The 22,052-nt window shown below is 66.8% G+C and carries 26 protein-coding genes and 1 pseudogene; 10 read left to right on the top strand and 17 right to left on the bottom strand.

Translation table 11 applies throughout. The features are described from left to right. Positions 1-193: 193 nt before the first annotated feature. The 5 genes from ACFXKA_RS18155 to ACFXKA_RS18135 form a co-directional block, all read right to left on the bottom strand. A complete protein-coding gene (locus tag ACFXKA_RS18155; RefSeq protein WP_379428109.1) occupies positions 194-1,339 on the bottom strand; it encodes an RNA polymerase sigma factor in 1,146 nt (381 codons plus the stop codon). After that, on the bottom strand, positions 1,336-1,743 hold the full coding sequence (locus ACFXKA_RS18150) for a YciI family protein (RefSeq protein ID WP_354843745.1): 408 nt from the start codon (positions 1,741-1,743) through the stop codon (positions 1,336-1,338). The genes ACFXKA_RS18155 and ACFXKA_RS18150 overlap by 4 nt, the downstream gene beginning before the upstream one ends. 47 nt (positions 1,744-1,790) lie before the next feature. Next, positions 1,791-2,288, bottom strand: coding sequence for a pyridoxamine 5'-phosphate oxidase family protein (locus ACFXKA_RS18145; protein ID WP_354843742.1), 498 nt, complete (start codon positions 2,286-2,288; stop codon positions 1,791-1,793). Between the two features lie 126 nt (positions 2,289-2,414). Further along, complete coding sequence (locus ACFXKA_RS18140) at positions 2,415-2,777, bottom strand: DoxX family protein (RefSeq protein WP_379428108.1); 363 nt, start codon at positions 2,775-2,777, stop codon at positions 2,415-2,417. Between the two features lie 61 nt (positions 2,778-2,838). Next, complete coding sequence (locus ACFXKA_RS18135) at positions 2,839-2,985, bottom strand: hypothetical protein (protein ID WP_379428107.1); 147 nt, start codon at positions 2,983-2,985, stop codon at positions 2,839-2,841. A 297-nt stretch (positions 2,986-3,282) separates the two neighbouring features. On the opposite strand from ACFXKA_RS18135, the gene ACFXKA_RS18130 reads away from it, so the two are divergent. Together ACFXKA_RS18130 and ACFXKA_RS18125 are read left to right on the top strand one after the other, a co-directional pair. Then, positions 3,283-4,149, top strand: a complete 867-nt coding sequence (locus tag ACFXKA_RS18130) for a LysR substrate-binding domain-containing protein (RefSeq protein WP_379428106.1) — start codon at positions 3,283-3,285, stop codon at positions 4,147-4,149. Positions 4,150-4,381: 232 nt separating this feature from the next. After that, complete coding sequence (locus tag ACFXKA_RS18125; RefSeq protein WP_379428105.1) at positions 4,382-4,804, top strand: nuclear transport factor 2 family protein; 423 nt, start codon at positions 4,382-4,384, stop codon at positions 4,802-4,804. Positions 4,805-4,821: 17 nt separating this feature from the next. Here the strand turns inward: ACFXKA_RS18125 and ACFXKA_RS18120 are convergent, their stop codons facing one another. The 6 genes and pseudogenes from ACFXKA_RS18120 to ACFXKA_RS18095 form a co-directional block, all read right to left on the bottom strand. After that, positions 4,822-5,997 carry a cytochrome P450 gene (locus tag ACFXKA_RS18120; protein ID WP_379428104.1) on the bottom strand — a complete coding sequence of 392 codons (1,176 nt, stop codon included), beginning with the start codon at positions 5,995-5,997 and terminating at the stop codon, positions 4,822-4,824. Positions 5,998-6,102: 105 nt separating this feature from the next. Further along, positions 6,103-6,474 carry a thioredoxin family protein gene (locus ACFXKA_RS18115; RefSeq protein ID WP_379428103.1) on the bottom strand — a complete coding sequence of 124 codons (372 nt, stop codon included), beginning with the start codon at positions 6,472-6,474 and terminating at the stop codon, positions 6,103-6,105. Continuing rightward, entirely contained in the window at positions 6,474-6,890 is a 417-nt protein-coding gene (locus tag ACFXKA_RS18110) for a MerR family transcriptional regulator (protein ID WP_379428102.1), read from the bottom strand. Before ACFXKA_RS18110 ends, ACFXKA_RS18115 begins: the two co-directional genes overlap by 1 nt. Before the next feature lie 313 nt (positions 6,891-7,203). Then, positions 7,204-8,118, bottom strand: coding sequence for a D-alanyl-D-alanine carboxypeptidase family protein (locus tag ACFXKA_RS18105; protein ID WP_379428101.1), 915 nt, complete (start codon positions 8,116-8,118; stop codon positions 7,204-7,206). 355 nt (positions 8,119-8,473) lie between these two features. After that, on the bottom strand, positions 8,474-9,538 hold the full coding sequence (locus tag ACFXKA_RS18100) for a class I SAM-dependent methyltransferase (protein ID WP_379428100.1): 1,065 nt from the start codon (positions 9,536-9,538) through the stop codon (positions 8,474-8,476). 97 nt (positions 9,539-9,635) lie between these two features. After that, a pseudogene (locus ACFXKA_RS18095) lies at positions 9,636-9,899 on the bottom strand (SDR family oxidoreductase); the annotation flags it as partial. A 659-nt stretch (positions 9,900-10,558) separates the two neighbouring features. Here ACFXKA_RS18095 and ACFXKA_RS18090 point away from each other — a divergent pair. Further along, positions 10,559-11,149 carry a TIGR03086 family metal-binding protein gene (locus tag ACFXKA_RS18090; RefSeq protein WP_379428099.1) on the top strand — a complete coding sequence of 197 codons (591 nt, stop codon included), beginning with the start codon at positions 10,559-10,561 and terminating at the stop codon, positions 11,147-11,149. 67 nt (positions 11,150-11,216) lie between these two features. After that, on the top strand, positions 11,217-11,633 hold the full coding sequence (locus ACFXKA_RS18085; RefSeq protein WP_379428098.1) for a DoxX family protein: 417 nt from the start codon (positions 11,217-11,219) through the stop codon (positions 11,631-11,633). A 190-nt stretch (positions 11,634-11,823) separates the two neighbouring features. Here the strand turns inward: ACFXKA_RS18085 and ACFXKA_RS18080 are convergent, their stop codons facing one another. From ACFXKA_RS18080 to ACFXKA_RS18065, 4 genes are all read right to left on the bottom strand, one after another. Next, a complete protein-coding gene (locus tag ACFXKA_RS18080) occupies positions 11,824-12,438 on the bottom strand; it encodes a class I SAM-dependent methyltransferase (RefSeq protein ID WP_379428097.1) in 615 nt (204 codons plus the stop codon). 156 nt (positions 12,439-12,594) lie between these two features. Beyond that, positions 12,595-13,011, bottom strand: coding sequence for a nuclear transport factor 2 family protein (locus ACFXKA_RS18075; protein WP_379428096.1), 417 nt, complete (start codon positions 13,009-13,011; stop codon positions 12,595-12,597). 21 nt (positions 13,012-13,032) lie between these two features. After that, a complete protein-coding gene (locus ACFXKA_RS18070) occupies positions 13,033-13,203 on the bottom strand; it encodes a hypothetical protein (RefSeq protein WP_379428095.1) in 171 nt (56 codons plus the stop codon). 44 nt (positions 13,204-13,247) lie between these two features. Further along, the gene (locus ACFXKA_RS18065; protein WP_354843694.1) at positions 13,248-14,168 is read right to left on the bottom strand and encodes a LysR family transcriptional regulator; all 921 of its coding nucleotides are present in this window, start codon (positions 14,166-14,168) and stop codon (positions 13,248-13,250) included. A 140-nt stretch (positions 14,169-14,308) separates the two neighbouring features. Between ACFXKA_RS18065 and ACFXKA_RS18060 the strand changes: the two genes are divergently transcribed. The 3 genes from ACFXKA_RS18060 to ACFXKA_RS18050 are packed head-to-tail and all read left to right on the top strand — an operon-like array spanning position 14,309 to position 18,425. Further along, positions 14,309-15,700: an MFS transporter gene (locus ACFXKA_RS18060; RefSeq protein ID WP_354843691.1), complete on the top strand. Its 1,392-nt coding sequence runs from the start codon at positions 14,309-14,311 to the stop codon at positions 15,698-15,700. Between the two features lie 17 nt (positions 15,701-15,717). Beyond that, complete coding sequence (locus ACFXKA_RS18055) at positions 15,718-16,464, top strand: 3-hydroxybutyrate dehydrogenase (RefSeq protein WP_354844006.1); 747 nt, start codon at positions 15,718-15,720, stop codon at positions 16,462-16,464. Beyond that, on the top strand, positions 16,461-18,425 hold the full coding sequence (locus ACFXKA_RS18050; protein ID WP_379428094.1) for an acetoacetate--CoA ligase: 1,965 nt from the start codon (positions 16,461-16,463) through the stop codon (positions 18,423-18,425). The genes ACFXKA_RS18055 and ACFXKA_RS18050 overlap by 4 nt, the downstream gene beginning before the upstream one ends. On the opposite strand, the gene ACFXKA_RS18045 is transcribed toward ACFXKA_RS18050, so the two are convergent. Further along, positions 18,333-19,604 (bottom strand): MFS transporter, encoded by a 1,272-nt coding sequence (locus ACFXKA_RS18045; RefSeq protein ID WP_379428093.1) that lies wholly within the window; start codon positions 19,602-19,604, stop codon positions 18,333-18,335. The two genes, ACFXKA_RS18050 and ACFXKA_RS18045, sit on opposite strands and share 93 nt — an antisense overlap. Positions 19,605-19,692: 88 nt before the next feature. On the opposite strand from ACFXKA_RS18045, the gene ACFXKA_RS18040 reads away from it, so the two are divergent. From ACFXKA_RS18040 to ACFXKA_RS18030, 3 genes are all read left to right on the top strand, one after another. After that, complete coding sequence (locus ACFXKA_RS18040) at positions 19,693-20,145, top strand: winged helix-turn-helix transcriptional regulator (protein ID WP_379428092.1); 453 nt, start codon at positions 19,693-19,695, stop codon at positions 20,143-20,145. 295 nt (positions 20,146-20,440) lie between these two features. Next, on the top strand, positions 20,441-20,935 hold the full coding sequence (locus ACFXKA_RS18035; protein ID WP_379428091.1) for a hypothetical protein: 495 nt from the start codon (positions 20,441-20,443) through the stop codon (positions 20,933-20,935). Positions 20,936-20,967: 32 nt separating this feature from the next. Continuing rightward, positions 20,968-21,360 (top strand): NUDIX domain-containing protein, encoded by a 393-nt coding sequence (locus ACFXKA_RS18030; RefSeq protein ID WP_379428090.1) that lies wholly within the window; start codon positions 20,968-20,970, stop codon positions 21,358-21,360. A 48-nt stretch (positions 21,361-21,408) separates the two neighbouring features. On the opposite strand, the gene ACFXKA_RS18025 is transcribed toward ACFXKA_RS18030, so the two are convergent. After that, a complete protein-coding gene (locus ACFXKA_RS18025; protein ID WP_379428089.1) occupies positions 21,409-22,008 on the bottom strand; it encodes a TetR/AcrR family transcriptional regulator in 600 nt (199 codons plus the stop codon). Positions 22,009-22,052 lie beyond the last annotated feature (44 nt).

Here is a 22,052-nt window from a genome sequence, read left to right as displayed (position 1 = left end):
CGAATGCCCGCATGGCCAGCAGATTCGAGGTGTGACGTCGCGCAATCTTCAATGAGCGATTCTGACACCTGCCCGATCACACGATCGGCAGTAGAGGACGTTCTCGACCAAAGTCGGGTCCGTACGTCGGCCTACCCGGGCTGGTAGCTGGCTTCCACGCGGGAGGTCGAGTGTGGTTGTGCCGCAACCGGGCTCAGGAGCGCAGTAGCTGCCGTATCCGGGCTGCCTCGCGGGTGAGGTGATCGCGCTCGGGCACGGTGGTGGCTGCGCGGGATGCCTCGGCGTAGAGGGTGGCGGCCTGCTCGAGGTTGCCGGCGCGTTCGTGGAGGTAGGCGCGGACTGCGGTGTGGCGGGGGAGTTCTGGGTCCAGTGCGGCCAGTGCGGCCAGTCCGGCGCGGGGTCCGTCGGCCTCGCCGACTGCCACTGCGCGGTTCAGCCGCACTACCGGGCTGTCGGTGAGGAGTAGCAGTTCGTCGTACCACTCCACGATCTGTACCCAGTCCGTTTCGGCGGTACTCGGGGCATCGGCGTGCAGGGCGGCGATCGCGGCCTGGGCCTGGTATTCGCCCAGCCGGTCGCGGGCCAGCGCGGTCTGCAACATCCCCACCCCCTCGGCGATAAGGCCGGTGTCCCAATGCGATCGGTCCTGTGCTGCGAGCGGCACCAGGCGACCACCCGGGCCGGTGCGAGACGCGCGGCGAGCATGATGCAGCAGCATCAGCGCGAGCAGCCCCGCGACCTCGGGTTCATCGGTCGAGGCGGCGAGCTGACGGGTGAGGCGGATGGATTCGGCCGCCAGATCGATATCCCCGCTGTAGCCCTCGTTGAAGACCAGGTAGAGCACGCGCAGCACCGTCGTGAGGTCACCGGGCCGGTCGAGTGTCAGTCCCGTGATCCGCCGTTTGGCGCGGCTGATCCGTTGCGCCATAGTCGCTTCGGGGACCAGATAGGCCGTGGCTATCTGCCGGGTCGTCAGGCCGCCGACAGCGCGCAAGGTCAATGCGACGGCCGACCCGGGGGACAGGGAGGGGTGCGCGCACAAGAAATACAGCCACAGTGTGTCGTCCGTGGCGGGCAACGGACCTGCCGGAGGCTCGACCTCCATGGCGAATTCCCGTCCCCGCCGCGATGTTTCGGCGCGGGCGGCATCGAGGAACTTTCGCCAGGCGGCCGCGATGAGCCACGCCTTGGCATCGCGCGGTGGATCGTCCGGCCACGTTTCCAGTGCCCGGATCAGCGCCTCCTGCACCGCATCCTCGGCCGCGGCGAAGTCGGCTCCGCGGCGCACGAGGACGCCGATCACCGCGGGCACGAGTTCGCGTAGCAGCGACTCGTTCACTCGGTGACCGTGGGTGACGCGGTGAGAAACGGTCGCAGCTCGAGCCACTCCTGGATCGGCTTCCCGCCCGCGCCCGGCGCCGCGGACAGCTCGCCGGCCAGCTCGAGCGCCCGTTCGTAGGTCTCGACGTCGATGATCATCCACCCGGCGATCAGATCCTTGGTCTCCGCGAACGGGCCGTCGGTGACCGGCGGGCGACCCTCGCCGTCGGAGCGGACGAACGTGCCCTTCGGCGAGAGCGCCTGACTGTCGACGTACTCGCCGGTGGTCTCGAGTCGCGCGGCGAAGTCCTCCATGTACTGCACGTGGGCCGAGATCTCGTCCGGCGTCCACTGGTCCATCGGCACGTCGTTGACCGGGGCCGGCGCGCCCCGGTAGTGCTTGAGCAGCAGGTATTTCGGCATGATGTTCTCCTCGGTTCCTAGGGCCCATTCTGGCCGGGTCGATCGGTTCAGGCGCTCTGACGCTCGGCCCGTTGCCGGATCAGTTCTTCGACCGCGGTCGGGAGGGTGGTTTCGAAGTCGATGAGTTTGACCCACGTCGGGGTGATGACAATCCGGACCATGCCGTCGTACAGCGAGCGAACCTCGGCCTCCCACTCGACCCGCTGCTCCGGGGTCATCTCGTAGCTGCCATTCATCCGCAGGTACTCCTCCGGGATGCCATCCACCACATCCATTTCCGCTCGCCCGCGGATGAGCAGGATCTTCGGCGGATGCACCTCGGTATCGATCGTCAGCGCGACCTCCGGATTGTGCCGCAGGAAGGGCAGCTTCGGGGCATTCTTCGTGGTGCAGACGACGATCTCCGAGCCGTTCCAGGTGAATGCGATCGGGATGTTGCGAGGCGTGCCGTCCTTGGCGACATACGCCATCCGCAGCAGATCGCGAGCCAGCAGCTCCTGACTGATCGGGAGGTCCAGGATCGCGGTGATCTCGTTCGCTTGCATGATGCTCGTTCCTCTTCGTCGGTGTCCTAGAGGCCCGTTCGCCTCCGTACCCCTGGGACGGAGCCGCCCGGGCGTTCTCGACATCCACGACCCGAGAACTTCCGGATTCTTTTGGGGATCCGAGAGTCACACCCAGGTGGTCGCGAACAAAACGGTCACGGCTGCTGTGAGCAGAAGGGTGATGTTGAGGGCGACTTTTCGATCTCCGCCGGTCAGATGGACCGGGATCGCACCGAATTGCAGGAGTACGAACCCAACGGCCGCGATCACAGCGAGCCAGGGCGCGACGCCGGTCAGGGGTGGAAGGATCAGCCCGAGCGCGCCGAGTACTTCGAGCACGCCGATGGCGCGGACAGCGGGTAGGGGTGTGCGGTCCACCCAGGCCATCATGGGCCGGAGTCGATCCCGGCTTCGGGTGATCTTCAGTGCGCCTGCATACAGGTAGAAGAGAGCGAGCAGGCCGGCGGCGATCCAGAATGCGATGTTCACAATTCCTATCCAGTGGTGACATCAGTGACCGTGACGAAAGCGCCTCGGTCCGCTGGGGGGTTCAGGTGAAGTCGGTGGCGGGCTCGGTGGCGTAGTGGCTCATCACGTCGATGTTCACCTGTGGTGTCAGTTCCCCGCCGTCGGCGATCATGTCCTGCAGGTCGCGGAAGTACTGCACATACAGGTCGGGGGTGAAGGTGCTGAGCATGACGGCCGGTTGGCCGGTGATGTTGGCGAAGGGTCGGCCCCGGGGTGTAGGGAGCCACGACGGATTCGGCGAGTCCGAGACGGTGGCCGGTATTGCTGCCGTCCTCGAGGACGCGCATTCGCGTGGCGCCCAACATGTTCACCTCTCCCTCGCCCGGCCGCACTATCGAAACCGTTGTGGCGGAGTTCGTTTCGTCGCTGTGTGCTTCGTCGGTCATATTTCGATTGCACCGCCGGGACACCGGAGGTGTCCAAGACCCGTTCCGCGATGCCGATACCGGACGGGTATCGTGCCAGCGTGGAGCTACGTACGCTGCGCTACTTCGTAGCCGTCGCCGAGGAACGCCACTTCGGGCGTGCCGCCACCCGGCTGTACATGAGCCAACCGCCGCTGAGCCGCGCTATCCGGCAACTGGAGGCGGAAGTCGGTGCCGCCCTGTTCGATCGGTCGCCCACCGGTGTCGGTCTCACCCAGGTCGGGGCGGTGCTACTCGACGAGGCGCGTGCTCTGCTCGAGCAGGCCGACCGGCTCAGCGTGCGGCTGGCGGCTGCGGCCGGAAACGCGAACCTCACCATCGGCATCCTGGGTGACGCCACCGACCCCGGCATCACCAGACTGGCTGCCGCTTACCGCCACAGGCACCCCGAGGTGGACATCCGTATCCGCGACACCGACCTCAGCGACCCCACCTGCGGGCTGAAGGCCGGACTGGTCGACGTCGCCGTGACCCGTGCACCGTTCAACGACACCGCCCTGACCGTCCGTGAACTGCGCGCCGACCCCGTCGGAGCCGTACTGCGCGCAGACGACCCGCTGGCTCACCGCGACCACCTGAAACTGACCGACTTGGCCGACCGTCGCTGGTTCCAGTTTCCCGCCGGCACCGACCCCCTCTGGCAGACGTACTGGAACGGTGGCGAACCGCGGGAGGGCCCGGTCGTGCGGGTTGTTCAAGAATGTGTGCAAGCCGTGCTGTGGAACGGCACCGTCGGCATAACTCCGCTCGGGCACAACGTGCCCGAGGGACTGGCTGTGGTCCCGCTGATCGATATGGCGCCGAGCAGGGTGGTGGTGGTCTGGAACGAGGGCGACGCCAACCCGTTGATCCGATCGTTCGTGCAAACGGCAACGGCCGCATACCTCGATCCCCCATCTCGGCGGTGAATGCGACTCGGTCCACGAATAGACCCAAAATGGCTCCTGCCGTTGATCTTTGGGCATTCATCGCCGTACCGCGCCGGGCGGCTCGCGGCATGAGCTTGCGTTGGTTCCGCCTTCTCGCGATTCATGATTTTCTGAATACAGATTCTTCTGTGCTGTCATGGGTCAAGGTAATTGTCCCGATCAGCGAGACGATCACCGGTCGGGACGTGGGTTTGGCCGCTACGGTCCCGCAATGACCAGCGAACGGTATGCAGTTATCGCTCTACTCCACAGGTATGCCGATGCGCTCGACCGGCGTGACTGGGCGGGCCTCGACAGCGTGTTCGCCCCGGATGTGAAGGCGGATTACGCGGGGTCTGAAATCGTCGACGGCCGAGACAATCTCGTCAGGATGATTCGTGGATATCTCGACAAGTGTGGTCCCACACAGCATTTGATGGGGCACGAGCAAGCGACTGTTGACGGCGAACGTGCCACGATGTCGGCGAAGATGCGGGTCCACCATATCGGTGCGAATCGACCCGATCTCGTGTTCGAAGTGTTCGGCTGGTACCACGCCGAGGCTGCCTACACCTCGGACGGGTGGCGGATCGTGGCCTGGCGGCAAGAGGTCACCCACGAGGTCGGGACCTACGAGGTGTTCGGCCGCGCCTAGGCGAGACTCCGGGCAGGTCAGGGCGTGACGGGGTCGAAGCGGAGGCGTAGTTCGCGAGGTGCTCCGACGCTGATGCCGACCGACCGGCGCACTTCGGTGCCGGGGGCGAGGCGGAAGCCGGTGAGGCGGTTCAGGAGGCGGGTGATGCCGATGTCGAGCTGCATGCGCGCGAAGTGGCGGCCGACGCACCGATGGATGCCGATGCCGAAGGCCAAGTGCGGGTTGCGGTTACGGTCGAAGTCGAGTTGGCCGGGGTTGTCGAAGCGGTTGCTGTCGCGGTTGCCCGAGCGCCAGTGCACTGCGACGCGGTCGCCCTTGGCGATCGGGACGCCGAGCAGGTCGTTGTCCTCCATGACGAGTCTGCCCATGACGCTCACGGTCGAGGTGTAGCGCAGCAGCTCGTCCAGATCGCGAGCGGCCCAATCCGGTTCACGCAGGCGCGCTTCGAGGCCGGGTATCTCGGTCAGGAACTCGGCGATGTAGGCGAGTGCGCCGCGGGTGGTGTCGAGCCCGCCCAGCAGTAGCACGGTGACGACGCCGAGCCGTTCCTCCATGGTGAGCGGTCGGCCGCCGGCGACGGTGGCATCGACGATGGACTGCAGCAGATCCGCGCGCGGCGCGGCCTCGCGTTCGGCCATGAGCTCGGCGGCCAATGCCGCGACGGCGGCGAAACTTTCGGGCGTGTTCTGCACCGACACCTGGGTGACGGCATCGACCGCGCGCGCCAGCCGCTCCTGGTTGTCGTCGTCCAGCACGATCTTCGCCAGCGCACCCGCGGTGAACGGGATCGCGAACTCGCTGACGAACTCGACCTCCCCGTGGTCGGCGAACTGGTCGATGAGTTCGTCGGCGAGCTGCTGCACCACCGGCGCGTATCGTCGCAACGCCGACCGCGAGAACGGCCCGTCGAGGAACGCCCGGAAGTCGTGATGCAGCGGCGGATCCACGTCGATGGGCGGCAAAGCGACTGGCACAGAAGTCAATCCGGGCATGGATGAACTGAAAATATCCGGATGCGCGGCCACGGTGACGAGGTCTTGATACCGCGTCACCACATGCATTCCACCACCGAATCCCGAATGCACGACCGGACATTGCCCGCGCGCCCAGGTGAGCTGATCGTCCAGCCGCGCGCAGTGGTCCTCATCGAACCAGTCGAGATGATCGAAGAACTCCTGATGGCTGTCGGTCACGGCAAACCCCTTCCCGCCCTGGGCAGCAGTGCGCTGATGGTGCGCCCGGCCGCGGCGCGGAGTCAACCCGTCCGGCGCGTCGAAATCCGTGCCGGACGCCTGCGCTCACCAGCCGTCAGGATTCCGAGGGGCAGAAGCGAGCGCATGGTCGAGCTCGGACAGAAGCTTGGCCTTGGAGCGCGCGCCGACCACGGTGAGGATCGGCCGACCGCCCCGGAAGAGGATGAAGGTCGGCGCCGACATGACCCGGTAAGTGGCAGTGACGGAAGGATTTTCATCAGTGTCGACCTTGTATATGGTGAGCAGGTCAGCGCGCTCACGAGCAATGGCGGCCACGACGGGTGCGACCATCCGGCAGGGTGGGCACCATTCGGCCCCGAACTCGACCAGCACCGGTCGCGGGTGTTCGAGTACCTCGCGCTCGAAGGTCTCGTCGGTCACGACCTTCAGCTCGGACCCAACATCGTTCGACAACATCACGATTCCTTCGCTTCACACAGATCCGATATCAATTCGACACCGCCACAGCATGAATCGGCCTGCCTGGCCTGAGCCGCCACGAGTTTGTCCGTCAAGGCCGCGCGCAAGGCGGTGAGCTGATCCATCAGAGCGTCGACTTCGGCGAGACGGCGGCGGTATACGTCGATCGAATCGGAACACGCGTCTCCGGCCTCGTGGCCTGCCCGCAGACACTCCACGAACGGCCGCGTGTCCTCCAGGCTGAATCCGACAGCCTGCAGGGCCAGAATTTCTTCGACCATCCGGGCATCGGCATCGCTGTACTCCCGGTATCCGTTGGCCTCACGCCCTGCCGTGATCAATCCCTGCGATTCGTAGAACCGCAACGCCCGTGTCGTTGTCCCCGCCTGCTTCGCCAACTCGCCGATCCTCATGCCTCGACCGTAAACATTGACCTCGGCGTCAAGGCAAGCCCGAGCACCCACAGAGCACCAGCCGCTGATGCGCGCAGCCCTTCTCCCGCGCTCAACGACATTGTTGCCGCGGGATCGGGATATCTGGTCGACGACGGAGTCGCCTACCGGGTATCGGAGGTCCTCTGAAGAATGTTTGCCGCGGGTGATGGGCTGCCGTGACCTGGCGGTGCGAATGTGTCTCCCGATGCCGTGGAACGCCAACGGTCCGAATTGATTTCGGGCCGTTGGCGTTCGTGGGCCGGGATTCGCGGGTGGCCTGCGGTAGTCGGAGCTAACGGATCGGCAGCGCGCTGAAGATGGGTTGGTAGGCCCAGTTCAGCATGCGTTCGGCGTCTTCCTTCGCGGCGCGGCCGCTGCCGGGTGAGCTGTGCAGGACTACACCGATCAGCGGTATTCCAGCCCGCACCGTCTCGAACAGCAGGCAGGCTCCCGCGGCGTCGGTGGATCCTGTCTTGATGCCGATGGTGCCGGGATACTCGTGCAGCAGCAGATTCGTGGTCTGCCAGTGGTGCTCGCGATTGGCCGGGCCGGCGGGCAGGTGATAGCTCTCCGACCCCGCGATCTCGCGGAACGCCGGCAGGCCCATCGCGCGCAGGCCGAGGGCCACCAGGTTCGCCGGTGTGGAATACGTGGAGTAGTCGTCGGGGGAGGGCAGTCCGCTGGGATCGGCGAAATGTGTTCCCGTCAGGCCCATTTGACCTGCGGTGTCGTTCATTCTGGCGATGAAGCCGTCTTGGCCGGGCCCGTAGGCATCGGCCAGGGTATAAGCGGCGTCGCAGCCGGAAGGCAGCATCATCGCGTACAGGGCCTGTCGTGTGGTGAACACTTCGCCGGGGACCAGCCCTGCGCTGCTCCCGTCGTTCCGGGCGCAATAGGGCATGGCCTCCTGCGGCACGGTGACAGTCCGGTCGAGGTCGCCGGTATTGATCACGACCAGTGCCGTCATCACCTTTGCGATGCTGGCTATCGGGACCGATGTGTCCGGCTCTCGTGACCACAGCATCGTGCCGGTAATTCCGTCTGCCAGTTCAGCCCCCGGCGCCTGTATTCCGTCCGGCTCGGAACGAGGCCAGGGCAACAGGCCATTCGGAGCACTCGCGGCGGGAGCGGCCGCGACGTTATGACTGACTGCCACAATCAGCGCCCCTGCGACGGCAGTGTGCAACAATCGAGCAAATGTCGGCATGGCGACATTCTGCCTTCAATTACCTCGATCTCGGGGATTTCATTGCCGGGATTGTCACAAGACTTGAGCTGTGGCGAATAGATAGCTATCGATATGCTTCGGCGCTGCAATTCTCGCTTGTGCCCGCCCGCTCGACGGTGTGAGCAGGGTCGTTCGAGTCGGCGCTGATCGCGTATGCCCTGGCTCCCTGGATGCCGAGTTTCGTTGTCGCTGAGGCCAATTCGTCGGACAGGGGCATCAGATCGATTCGGTGCCGGGTGAGACATGCGGCAGAGCGAATGGTGCTCGGCGGTGCCGGTGACGAAGCTGTGGGCGTGTCGGTTTCGGCATAGGGCAAGTTGCGGCGGAATACCGCTCAATCGGCTGGCCGCCGGGCTGTGATCTGCAGCCATCGGATTGGCGCGTCGAACTCGCCTGGCCCATATCGCCGGCGTAATTCCGTGGTTGCGATCGCGGTTGCGGATTCGACGTCGAGGGACGAGTGGCGTTCGATTTCGCCACGCAGCGGGGTTCCCTGGCAGAACGCCTCCGCACCGCTCTCCGGCGTCGAGTGACTGGAGCCCTCGATGTATTCACCGGTGATCCGGTCGAATCCGGCCGTTTCGAGTTCGCCGCGGATTCGGTCGATGTCGAAGTATCCGTAGGGCGTGCGGCGGAAGAATTCGAGCGGCTCGTCGGGTGCCGCCGCGCACAGTGCCCCGGTGATGACAAAGGGTACGGCGTTGTTCTCGATCCGGTCCCAGACGTTGAAGGCGAACATGCCATTCGGGCGCAGCACCCGGAGCGCCTCGGCGTATCCGCGTACCTTGTCGGGCAGGAACATTGCGCCGAATTGGCATGCGACCACATCGAAGGAGCGGTCGGAGAAAGGCAGACTCTGGGCGTCCGCCACCTGCCAATGCACCCGCTCGGAAACGAGCCTGGCTGCGGCCGCTGCCACCATGGGTTCGTTCAGATCGGTTGACACGATGTTGTGCCCACCCAGCCGGACGAGTTCCCTCGTCAGCGCCCCGGTCCCGGCAGCCGTTTCGAGAATGTCGACAGCGTCCGCCGTGGCCACCGATTCCGCAAGGAGCCGAGCCGGTTCCGCGAAGATCATCGGAACCAGCAGGCTGTGGTAAATCTCGGCGATCGACCCGGTGAAGGACGCGTCCCCGCGTCCGGCCGTGGTCACGAACCCGGCCTCGGATCGCCACTCACGGCACGGGATGCTACCGCCGACACCTGGATACGCGAGTCGGACGCGCAGGCTTCGAGTGAACCTCCGGCCGACCTGATACGTAAGAAGAGAGAAGAACAACGCATTCGACGCTTGCATCGGATGGACGAATGCCCCATCTGATGCATCGCCCTCGGCTGGTGTTCCGTAAGACCCCCCGACCAGCGGAACACCAGCACCGAGGCCCTCCACCGCGACCATCGCTATTGCCGTTGTTATCCGAACATCCATTGACCGCCATTGACGTGGATAACCGCACCGGTGATGGCGGCGGAACGCGTCGAGCCAGGAAGGCGCATGCCAGCTCCTCGGGCGTCGGCTGTCGTCGGACGGGGATGGTCGGGAGGAAAGTCTCCGTTCTTTCGGGGGTGACCTCGGGGTGGGTCTGCATGTCGCGGGCGGTGTCGATGAATCCGGGAGAGACGTCGTTGACGGTGATGCCGTACTGGCCCAACCCGGAGGCCAGCGACTTGGTCAGGGTGCGCAGGCCGCCCTTGCCGACCGAGCGGGGGACCCGGTTCCAGCCGTCCAGCCAGCCATCCTCGCCGGCCGGTAGTGCCATTCCTCATCGGTGATCTCGAAGAAGTCCTTGTAAAGCCGTCGGGCAGCGTTGCTGACGTAGATATCCACGCCGCCGAATGTCGCCTCGGCCTGGGTCCGCATCCGCTCCACGGTCCCTTGTCGGCGGCGTTACCTATCACCACCAGGGAGCCGACGCCGAGATCCGCGGCCTCCTTCGCCACCGAGTCGGCTTCCGCCTGATCGCTGCGGGTGTTGACAATGACGTTCGCGCCGCAGCCGGCCGGCTCGAGCACGATCGCCCGCCCGATATTCCGCCCCGAGCCCGTGACCAATGCTGTCCTATCTGCAATTCCGAAGACGTCGCTCATGTGCGCCTGCCTTAGATCCAGAATCTGCGGTGATGGTGGTTCCAACCCGAGATGCCCGGCACCGTCCCGCCGTCGCCATCACGCCACGTTCATTACCCGGCCCAGCACAATCGTCTCGCTCCACTCGTACGAGTCGAGCGCCGGCCGATCGTCCTTCTCCGCGGTGCCCGACGGCATCCTCGACACGCCGCGACTGGAAGCGGTGACGAATCGCGTGGCATCGCGGACCGCAGGTGCAGCCATTGCGGATATTCGCCTGTGCCACTGGGTGCGGTCGCCGTGACGTATTTTTCCAAGACCACACGGCCGCCCTCGGCATAGCGTCCTCGGCATGAACAAGATCCTTTCAGCGATGACCGAGTGTGCCGCTGAGGCTGGGCGGGTGGCTCGGGGAGTTCGACCGGAGCAGTTGTCGGCGCCGACGCCGTGTACCGAATTCGATGTGCGGACGCTGATCAACCACTGGGTGCTCTACTCGGCCTACGGGCTGGAGTGCCGGGCGCGGCGGCGGGCGATCCCCGACGATCTGAGTGCGCGTGACTTCACGGCGACAGCGGATTGGGCCGAAGAGTATGCGGCGCAGTTGGATCGAGCAGTGCAGGCCTGGTCCGAGCCCGCCGTGTGGGAGGGTGAGATCGACCTTGGCTGGGCCTCGACGCCCGCATCCGACGTCGCGGGAATGCTGCTCGCCGAGCTCGCTCTGCACGGGTGGGACGTGGCCACCGCGACCGGACAAGAGTTCCGGATCTCCGCGGCGGCCGCCACGACCATCGAGGAGATCGTCGACTCCAGTGCGGAGGAATACCGCTCGTACGGCATGTTCGTCGCGGCAGTCGAGGTCGCTGATGGCACAGAGCCGTTCGTGCGGGCGGTGGCCGCATCGGGGCGAAATACGCAGTGGGCGGCGAGTATTCGAGCGTAGGTGGCGAACCCATCTCGCCTGCACACTGCGCGTGTCACATTTCAGCCGTGCGGGTGGTCATGGCGGTATGACTATCGCTCACACCTGGCCCGGATGGGTCGCGACCGGTTTCCTGTGGTTCCTCGCCTTCGAGTTCATGATGGGGGCGGTGACCAAGTTCTGGCCCGGGCCGACGTTTTTCGGGCCTGCGTACTCGATCAAATTCGCGGAGTGGGGCTGGCCCGCCTGGTTCCGGTTTGTGGTCGGCGGGATCGAGGGGGTGTGCGCGCTGCTCTTGGTGATCCCGTTCCACGAGGCACGATTCCTCGGCGCCGCGGTGCTGATCCTGGTACTGACCGGCGCCGTGGTCACGCACATCATCAACCACCACGGACCCAAGGAGAGTTTCGCGGCACCCGTGCACCTGGCGATCATGGTGATCGTGGCCCTCGCGACATGGCCGACTCACTGGCTGGACGTGCTTCGGCCCGGGCAGTGGGCGTAGCTGAATGTTGCGGTGGGCGAATGGGATTCGCCCACCGCCACCATCTCGGATGCCCCGCATCTCCGACCGTAAGTCCGCGCGCCGCTGCACCGGAGACGGATGCCTGGACCCGAATTGCAGGGTGTTCGGTGTTGCAGCGGACCGAATTCCACCGGTCGCCTGGTCGGGGTTTCCTGGGGCAGAGCAGGTTTCAGTCTGCGCGCGAGAACACCGCCACCAGAAAGTCGGACTGGTCGGTGAATGGGCGTAGGTCCCACGTCGAGAGCAGCAAATCCACTGCGAGTCCGGCGTTCTCGGCGTCGGTCAGGAACTGCGGGAACTCGTAGCCGCGGTCGGCTCCGAAACCCGTGACCACCCGGCCGCGCGGGGCGAGGTTGCGGGCGAAACCCGCCAGCACCGCCTCTCGCGTGGAGGGCGCCAGAAATGTCATGACGTTCCCCGCGCACACGATGACATCGAAGTCGGCGGTGATGTTGCGGGCCGGCAGGTCCAGTTCGGCGAGATCACCGACAATCCAGGTCGGGCCGGGATGGTCGTGCTCTGCGGCAGCGATCAAGACCGGATCGACGTCGACCCCGACCACGACGTGACCCGCGTCGTGCAGATAGCCACCCACACGCCCCGGACCACACCCCGCATCCAGGACCCGGCTACCGCGGTCGAGCATCGCGTCGATCAGCCGCGCCTCCCCGACGATATCCGCGCCCTCGGCCGCCAATCTCCGGAACCGCTCCACGTACCACTTCGAATGCGCCGGGTCGGCAGCGGTGAGCTCCTCCCAACGGCTGGGGGTACGTCCGCTCATGGATGGCTCCTCCTCGGTCGGGTCCGTGCCCGGTCCACTGTGCCACCGCCGCGCCGAGGCCAACCGGTCGGTCCCAGTTTCGCCTTCGGCCCAGGCCGTGTCGCCCCCCTTCGACCCGGGCTGCGCCGTCGCGATCGTGGGCCTGTGCCCCGGTGATCAGGCGTTCTCGGCCAGAGCGGCCAGGACCGCCGAGGTGTCGTGATAGTAGGGCCGGAATTCGGTGATCAGACCGTCCTGGAAGCTGATCCATTGCAGCAGAGAGGTTTCCAGTACCCGTCCGGTGCGCCGGGCACGCAGCCGGCCTCGGCTGTAGGCGACGACCCGTTCCCCTTCGCTGAGGAAGTGCTGCTCGTCGAACCACAGGCCGTCCCAGCTGTCTCCCATGGCGGCGAGGAATTCGCGTATGCCCTCGTGCCCGGTCCACTGCCCGCCGTAGGGCAGGCTCGCGGCCTGGTGCATCACGACATCCGGCGCCAGATGCCGAGCCATCTCCTCGAACTCGGCCCCCTCGGTGAGGTAGGCGGCCTCGGCCGCATAGAAGGCCCGCAGGGTGGTCATCGCTTCCGCTGTCATGCTCACGATGGTCACCGACGCTCACCGCCCATGCTGGCGAGAATCGGCCGCCGTGTCGAGCGCCGGTGCCCGCAAGGTCCGGTAGGCGATCTGGGCCTCACGCCACGCGGCGATCAACTGGGCTCCGAGCACACCGATGAACCCCGGCGCCGCAACGACTATCGGTACCCACACCGGGACTTGCCCACCCATCGGCAGAACATAACAGCCCCGGTGGTTCGGATACCGGCTCGCCGTCAGTGATCCGGTGAGGTGGCTGAACCCATGAGCATGTCGTGGTGGGTGTCCACCTGCTCGCGCAGCGCCTCGACGAGGGCGGCGACTTCGGGGCGGCGCAGGGTTTCCGGGCGCGCGACGAGCCAATAGGTCAGGCGCACAGAGATTTCCGGCAGCACGCGGGCCAGGTCGGCGTGCCGGTCGGCCATGAAGCAGGGGAGCAGGCCCAGGCCGGCGGCCGCCCGGGTCGCCTCCACGTGCACGAAAACATTGGTGGAGGAGATGGATTCGCGCATGGCGGGCGCGAAGGTGGGGGCCAGGTCGAGGTCGTCGACCTGGAGCATGGAGTCGATGAAGTAGACCAGCGGGTGGCGGGACAGGTCTTCGAGAGCCTCCGGAGCCGGGTGGTCGGCGAGATAGCCGTGGGAGGCGTAGAGCCCGAGCGTGTAGTCGCCCAGGGCGATGGCGCGGGCGCGGCGCAGTTGTGGTTTGCCCACCACCACTTCGATATCGAAGCCGGATCGCTGCAACGACGCCAGCCGGGTGGCGGTGACGATCTCGACCGACAGCCCGGGATGACGGCGCTGCATCCTCGCGATGGCGGGCGCGGCCACGTAGGCGCTGAACCCGTCGGTGGCCGACATGCGCACCACGCCTTCGAGTTCCGGGGTGTCGGAGGTCAGCGAGCGGACCGCGGATTCGATGGCCTCGGCCGCGGTGAGCGCCTCCCGGCCCAGATCGGTGAGCTCCCATCCGCTCGCACCGCGAATCAGCACCCGGCCGCCGAGCGCCTGCTCCAGCGCCGCGATGCGCCGCGAGATGGTCGTGTGGTTGATGCCCAGTTCCTCCGCCGCCGAGACGTAGCGGCCGGTGCGGCCCACCGCGAGCAGCACCAGCAGATCATCGGGGCTGAGGCGGGTTGTGGTGGAGGTCACGCTCATTTCTGCATTCTTGCAGATTGTGGCTGCGGATCTGGTTATTGCGGGCGCGCCGAATGTGCACGAATACTCCTTGGCATCGAAGTATGTGGGCCGCATCACAGATGAGGGGTGAAGCGGCCCGAGCGTGAAGGAGTTGCGCGATGAGCCTCCCGGATACCGAACCGCAAGCCGGCGGCCTGGCCGGATTACGGCGTGTGGTCGCCGCGTCCATGGCGGGGACCGTGGTCGAGTGGTACGAATTCTTCCTCTACGGCACCGCGGCGACGCTGGTGTTCAACAAGGTGTTCTTCGCCAAGGGCACCAGCGACCTGGACGCCATCCTGGCGGCCTTCATCACCTACGCGGTCGGCTTCGCGGCACGGCCCTTGGGTGGCATCGTCTTCGGGCACTTCGGCGACAAGTACGGGCGCAAGAAGCTGTTGCAGCTGAGCCTGATCCTGGTCGGCGCGGCCACCTTCCTGATGGGCTGCCTGCCGACCTTCGGGCAGGTCGGCTATCTGGCCCCGGTGCTGCTGGTGGTGCTGCGGTTCATCCAGGGCTTCGCGGTCGGCGGTGAATGGGGCGGCGCGGTGCTGCTCGTCGCCGAGCACAGTCCGAGCCGCAGCCGCGCGTTCTGGGCGTCGTGGCCGCAGGCGGCGGTGCCGGTGGGCAATATGCTCGCCACCATCGTGCTGCTGGTGCTGACCTCGACACTGTCGGACGCGGCGTTCTTGTCCTGGGGCTGGCGGGTGGCCTTCTGGCTGTCGGCGGTGGTGGTGCTGATCGGCTACTACGTACGCACCAAGATCACCGATGCGCCGATCTTCGTGACCGCGCAACAGCTGGCCGAGCAGGAGAAGGCGAACTCGTTCAGTGCGCTCGAGGTGCTGAAGCGGTACCCGCGAGGTGTGTTCACCGCCATGGGACTTCGGTTCGGCGAGAACGTTTTCTATTATCTCGTCGTCACTTTCAGTATCACGTATCTGAAAGTCCATGTGGGAGCGAACACCAAGGTGATCCTGTGGTGGCTGCTCGCGGCGCACACCGTGCATTTCCTGGTCATCCCGCTGGTCGGACGGCTCAGTGATCGCATCGGGCGGCGGCCGGTCTACCTGGTCGGTGCGCTCGCCGCGGCGACCTGGGGTTTCTTCGCCTTCCCGATGATGGACAGCAAGCACAACGCGGTCATCCTGTGCGCCGTCATCATCGGCCTGGTGTTCCACGCCTTCATGTACTCCGCACAGCCGGCGATCATGGCCGAGATGTTCCCCACCCGCATGCGGTATTCCGGTGTGTCCCTGGGCTATCAGGTGACCTCGCTGGTGGCGGGGTCGCTCGCGCCGATCATCGCGGTGCGGCTGCTGGATTCCTACAAATCCTCGGTGCCGATCGCCTGGTACCTGGCGGCCTCGGCGGCGGTGACCGTGGTGGCGGTGCTCTTCGCCCGCGAGACCAAGGGCGCGGACCTGGCGGCCATCGACCGGGCCGACGCGGAAAGCCTGGCAGCGCAGCGTAATTCGACGCACGACAGTGCAGAGGTGAAGGTGGCATGACCGAGACGACCGGACCCCTGGGTGAACTGGCGGGGCGCAGCGCACTGGTGACGGGCGGGGCGAGCGGGATCGGCGCGGCCTGCGCCCGCGAGCTGGCCGCCCGCGGCGCGCAGGTGACCGTCGCCGATATCGACGGTGAGGGCGCGGAAAAGGTGGCCGCCGAATTCGGCGGGCGGACATGGCAGGTGGATCTGTCGGATGTGACCGCGCTGGAGGACCTCCGGCTGGAGGCCGACATCCTGGTGAACAATGCCGGAGTCCAGACCGTCAGTCCGATCACCGACTTCCCGCCGGAACGGTTCCGCATGATGCTGAGGCTCATGGTCGAGGCCCCGTTCCTGCTCACCCGCGCGGCCCTGCCGCACATGTACGCCCAGGGGTACGGCCGGATCATCAATCTCTCGTCGGTGCACGGGCTGCGGGCCTCGGCGTTCAAATCGGCCTATGTGACCGCCAAGCACGCGCTGGAGGGGCTGTCGAAGGTGACGGCTCTCGAGGGCGGGCCGCACGGGGTGACCAGTAACTGCGTGAATCCGGGCTACGTGCGAACCCCGCTGGTGGACAAGCAGATCGCTGATCAGGCCGTAGCGCACGGCATCCCCGAGCAGCAGGTGGTGGAGCGGATCATGCTGACCGACAGCGCGATCAAGCGGCTGGTGGAGCCGGAGGAGGTGGCCTCGCTGGTGGGCTGGCTCGCATCGGATGCCGCGCGGATGGTGACCGGGGCCTCCTACACCATGGACGGCGGGTGGAGCGCCCGATGACCGAGATCGCAGCGGTCGCGGCGGTGCCCCAGTGGGTGCCGGACGAGGGCGCCATGGCGGCAGCGCGGATCACCGACTTCGGCCGGTTCGTCGAGCGGCGCTATGGGATTCACACCGAGAACTACGCGGAGCTGTGGCGCTGGTCGGTGGACGACATCGCCGGATTCTGGCGGGCGGTGTGGGAGTACTTCGAGGTCGGCGAGGAGCCCGCCGAGGTCCTGGCTTCCAGTGACATGCCGGGGGCGCGGTGGTTCCCCGGCACGAGGGTCAACTACGTCGACCAGATCGTCCGGCACGCCCGCACCGACCGGCCCGCGATGATCGCGCTCAGCGAGGACAGCCCACCGCGGGAACTCGCCTGGACGGAAATGCTCTCGCGCACAGCGGTTCTGGCTCGCTCACTGCGCGAACTGGGTGTCGGTCGCGGTGACCGGGTGGCGGGCTACCTGCCGAACATTCCCGAAGCCGTGATCGCCTTCCTGGCCACCGCGAGTATCGGCGCCGTCTGGAGCGCGTGCGGACAGGACTATACGGCCGCGGCGGCGCTCGACCGCCTCGGCCAGCTCGAGCCGGTCGTGCTCATCACCGCCGATGGCTACCGCTACGGCGGCAAGGCGCACGACAAGATCGCCGAAATAGCCGCTCTCCGTGATGGTTTGCCCTCGTTGCGGAGCACCGTGCTGGTGTCGCGGCTCGGCCGAACCCTGCCCGACGTCCTGGACTGGAACCACGTCACCGAGGATCTGTTCGCGCCGCAACCGCTCGCGCTCGCCACCGAGCCCGTCGATTTCGAGCATCCGCTCTGGGTGCTCTACTCCTCCGGCACCACCGGCAAGCCCAAGGGCATCGTGCACGGCCACGGCGGCGTGCTGCTGGAGCATCTGAAAGCCCTTGCCCTGCACTCCGATATCGGGCCGGACGACATCTTCTTCTGGTACACCAGCCCCAGCTGGATGATGTGGAACTTCCAGGTCTCCGGACTGCTGACCGGCGCGACCATCGTCTGTTACGACGGCAGCCCGGGCCATCCCGCGCCGGATGCGCTGTGGGCGTTGGCCGCCCGCACCCGCGCCACGGTCCTGGGCACCAGCCCCGGGTACGTGCTGGCGTGTGAGAAGGCAGGCACCTGTCCGGCGCTCGCCCACGATCTGCGTGCGCTGCGGCAGATCGGCGTCACCGGTGCGGCTTTTCCGGCATCCTCGTCGATGTGGTTGCGCGACAATGTCGGTGCCATTCCGGTCTCCTCGATCAGCGGCGGCACCGATGTGGTCTCGGCCTTCATGGGCGGCACACCGACCGTCCCCGTCTGGCCCGGCGAGCTGTCCGCCCCGTATCTGGGAGTGGCCCTGGAAGCCTGGGACGAATCCGGTCACCCCGTCCACGATGCGGTGGGCGAGCTGATCGTCACTCAGCCGATGCCCTCCATGCCCGTCGCGTTCTGGAACGACCCCGACGGCGCCCGCTACCGCGACGCCTATTTCGACATGTACCCCGGTGTCTGGCGGCACGGCGACTGGATCACCCGCACACCGCACGGCAGCGTCATCGTGCACGGGCGGTCCGATTCCACCCTGAACCGCAACGGTATTCGCATGGGCAGCGCTGACATCTACGAGGTCGTGGAGGCGCTGCCGGAGATCGCCGAATCCCTGGTGCTGGGTATCGAACAGCCCGACGGCGGCTATTGGATGCCCCTGTTCGTGGTGCTCGCTCCGGGACGCGAGCTCACCGATGAGCTGCGGCAGCAGATCAACGCCAGCATCCGGACTGCGCTGTCGCCCCGCCACGTCCCCGACGTGATCATCGCAGCCCCCGGCATCCCGCACACCCGTACCGGCAAGAAACTCGAAGTCCCGCTCAAACGCCTGCTACAGGGCGCAGATCCCGGTCGCGTCGTCGACCCTGCCGCGGTCGACGACCCCGGCCTGCTGTCCTGGTATCTCGGCCGAGCGTCCGCCTAGCCCATCACGCATCGCCGGTCGCCGTCGAGTCGTCAGTGCCCAGACCACGAGGGCGGACAGCGAATAAGCCGCTCCCGCAGCGCAGGACGCCTGCCATCCCCACCGGTGGTAGGCCCAGGCGGTCGTCACCGCTCCGAGCGCGGATCCCAGCGAGTAGAACGCCATGTACGCGCCGATGACACTGCTCGCCCGGGCCGGGTGGGCGGTCGTCAGCAGATGCTGGCTGCTGACATGCACCGCTTGAACAGCGAAGTCCAGCAGGACGATTCCCGCGACGAGCAGCCACAGCGCGGTACCGGTCTGGGCGATGAGCAGCCAGGACGCCGTGAGCAGGGCCAGTGACCAGCCCGTGATCGCCTGTGCGCGACCGGAATCGGCCCACCGCCCCGCGCGGGCGGCCCCGAGCGCCCCGGCCAGGCCCGCCAGCCCGAACAGGCCGATCCGGGTCGTGTCGAGGTTCCAGGGATCCGCGCCGAGCGGGAGCGCGAGTCCGCTCCACAGGGTTCCGAAGGACGCGAACAGGAAGAAGGCGATCAGTCCCCGGCTCAGGAACAGCCGATCCGTGGACACGAGGCGTCCGATCGACGCCAGCACCCGCGTGTATCGGGTTGTGGCCGTTCGGGTATCCGGATGCAGCCGCTGGCCGACGGTCACGGCGAGCCCGGCGCAGAGCACGGCGAGCACCGCGTAGACCGCGCGCCAGCCGGCCGCATCGCCGAGGACACCCGCGAGCACCCGGACACCGAGGATGCCCACCACCACACCCGAGGTGATCGCACCGATGGTCCGACCGCGTTCGTCCGGCGCGGACACGGCGGCGGCATAGCCGACCGTCACCTGTACCACGACCGCGAACACCCCAGACACGACCAGCCCCGCCACCGCGACGGCACCGTTCGGCGCGGCGGCCACCAGCGCGGTCCCCACCGCGGTCAGCGCGAGCTGCGCACCGATGAGGCGACGGCGATTCAGTACATCCCCGAGCGGGACCAGCAGGACCAGCCCGGCGAAATAGCCGAACTGGCCGGCGGCCACCAGCCAGCCCACCGCGCCGGGGGAAAGCCCCAGGTCCGTGCCCGCCTCGGCCAGCACCGGCTGGATCGCATAGATCGTCGACACCGCCACCGCGCAGACCAGGGCCAGCAGCCAGCGCTGCCCCCTCGAAATCCCGTGGGCCATTCCGCCTCCCAGAATCAGTAGCAAAATGAAACTAATCGCAGCGTAGGTAATAATGGTTTCGAATCGCAACCGATAGGGAGGATGTGTCATGACCGCGACGCTCGGCTCGGGCCGCCCCTGGACCGACCCCGCCTGCCCTGTCGCCCGCACCGTCGACCTCGTCGGTGACCGCTGGAGCCTGCTCATCGTGCGCGACGCCATGGACGGCGCCGCGACGTTCACCGAGTTCCAGCAGCGGCTCGGCATCGCCCGCAATATCCTCACCGATCGGCTGCGCCGGCTCGTCGACCACGGCATCCTCACCACCAGCACCGCGCCCGGCGGCAAGCGGCACAGCTACGAACTCACCGCGGCCGGACAGGATCTGTTCACCGCCATCCTGGCGCTGCGGCAGTGGGGTGAGCGGCATGCCTTCGCCGCCGGCGAACCCCACTCCACCCTGCGCGACCTCGACGACAACCCGATCGCCGAACTGCGTCCCGAGAACCGGAAGGGCGCACCGGTCACCGCCGCGACGACCCGGGTGCGAAAGGTGCACTGACATAGCGATTCCGGGGCTGGGGGCCGGCGGGAGGTGAAACCGGCGAAGATCGCCACGCGCCCGCACCGAAACGTTCAGCGTGTCGGGTGCGGGTGGGCGAACCCGCGACGATCGGGCGGGACCGCGGCCACCTGCGCTTCTTTCAGCGTGAACCCGGCATTCCGGTCACGCGAAACGCCGTTGGGGGCGCGCGGGCGGCAATGACCTTGTAGTCTTTCACAATTCGGCCACCCGGCTTGGCTAGTGTCGGGTGAGCCGTGCATCTGTCGATCAACAGAGAAGGGGATTGTCGGACGTGGACGTGGGAGCAGTGGCGGCGGCCGCGCAGTCGGGTCGCAGCAGCGAAGCCATCGTCGCCGACACCGAGAAGCAAGCCATCGATCTGCTGACCAATATCGGTCGCTACTACCAGGCCATGTACAACCTCGGTGACATCCGTTCGCCCGGAGCCGAATTGCGTGCGGCCTGCTCGAAGCTGCTCACGGTCGCGAATTGGCTGGACACCGCCCGTGACGAGCAGCTGACCGATGTGTCGGAGTCCGCCGAGTCGGCCGGGCCGTCGCAGGGACGCTCGCTGCCCCGGGTGGTGGCCGATTTCCTCGCCGAACACCCCGAACAGACCTGGACCCCGGCGGAGGTGATCGCCGCGCTCCAGAGTCGCGGCGTGGAGCTGCCGATCAGCGCCCGCCACCACGTCGCGGTCGCGCTGGGGCGAATGGCGCAGCGCGACAACAGCAATGTCCGCAAACTCGATCGCGGGAAGTATCAGTACGCGGTGGACTCCGCGTAATCCGTCCCCGTCGGTTCGCGCATGATCGACGGGTGAAAGAAAAGCATTTGGTGTACTGCCGGATCGAACGCGCCGGCACGATCCTGCTGATCCGCAGGGCCGCCGGGGTTTTCCTGGCCGGACGGTGGGAGCTGCCGGGCGGTGGCGTCGAGCCGGGGGAGCGACCCGAACAGGCCGCGGTGCGCGAGGTCGCGGAGGAGACGGGTCTGGCCATCGAGGTCCTCGGTGAGCGCTCGGCGCACGAGTGGATGGATGTGGCCGGACGTCCGCTGCGGATTCACGCGCGCGTCTTCGATGTGCGCGAAAACGGCAGTGGCGCGGTGATTCTCAACCCGGACGAGCATGACGACCATGCCTGGGTCACGGCGGAGCAGGCTGCCGGGCTCGATCTCGCCGAGCACTTCCGCGACGCGGTGGCCGGATGAAGCGATGGGAAATGCCGGACGAGCCGCTGCGAGATGCCGGATGACGCGCTAGGAGATGTAGGCGATGAGTTCGTCGACGTAGGCGCGGAAGAGGGTGGCCATGTCCACCGTGTCGGGATCCACCAGCCACTGCAGCTGCAGGCCGTCCATCATGGCGAAGACCTGGCGGGCGATGGCCGCGGGGTCGATGTCCTTGCGGATGCTGCCGTCGTCGATGCCCGCCTGGAGCGCTCCGGCCAGGTAGTCCTGGAGCAGGCGGTAGCGGTTCAACGCCCACTCGTGGGCCGGATGGTCGGCGGTGACCGCCTCGCTGGTGAGCACGGTGAACAGCCGGACCAGTCCGGGCACGTGCATATTGTGCTCGACCAGCTGGGTCAGGCGGACCAGGGCGTCCTTGCCGCGCAGCTGCTGGTCGAACCCGAGGCGGTCGTAGTCGAGGCGGTCGCGGTAGTCGAGGACCGCCGACAGCAGCGCGGCCTTGTTCGGGAAGTAGTGCAGCAGCCCGGGCTGGGACAGGCCGCAGCGGTCGGCGATCTCGGCGATGGAGGCACTGCGATAGCCGTTGTCGGCGAAGGCTTTCAGTGCCTCGTCGATGATCTGCTCGCGGCGGTCGTCGCCCCGTCTGCGGCGTCGGGGGTGGGGCGTCATGAGGTGGGACACTAGTCAAGCGGGTTGATCAGGCAAAACCGGAC

It is taken from the genome of Nocardia sp. NPDC059228 (genome assembly GCF_042754245.1).
Classification (GTDB): domain Bacteria; phylum Actinomycetota; class Actinomycetes; order Mycobacteriales; family Mycobacteriaceae; genus Nocardia.
The sequence above is the reverse complement of the archived record's forward strand: the minus strand, read 5'-3'. Positions and strand labels throughout refer to the sequence as shown.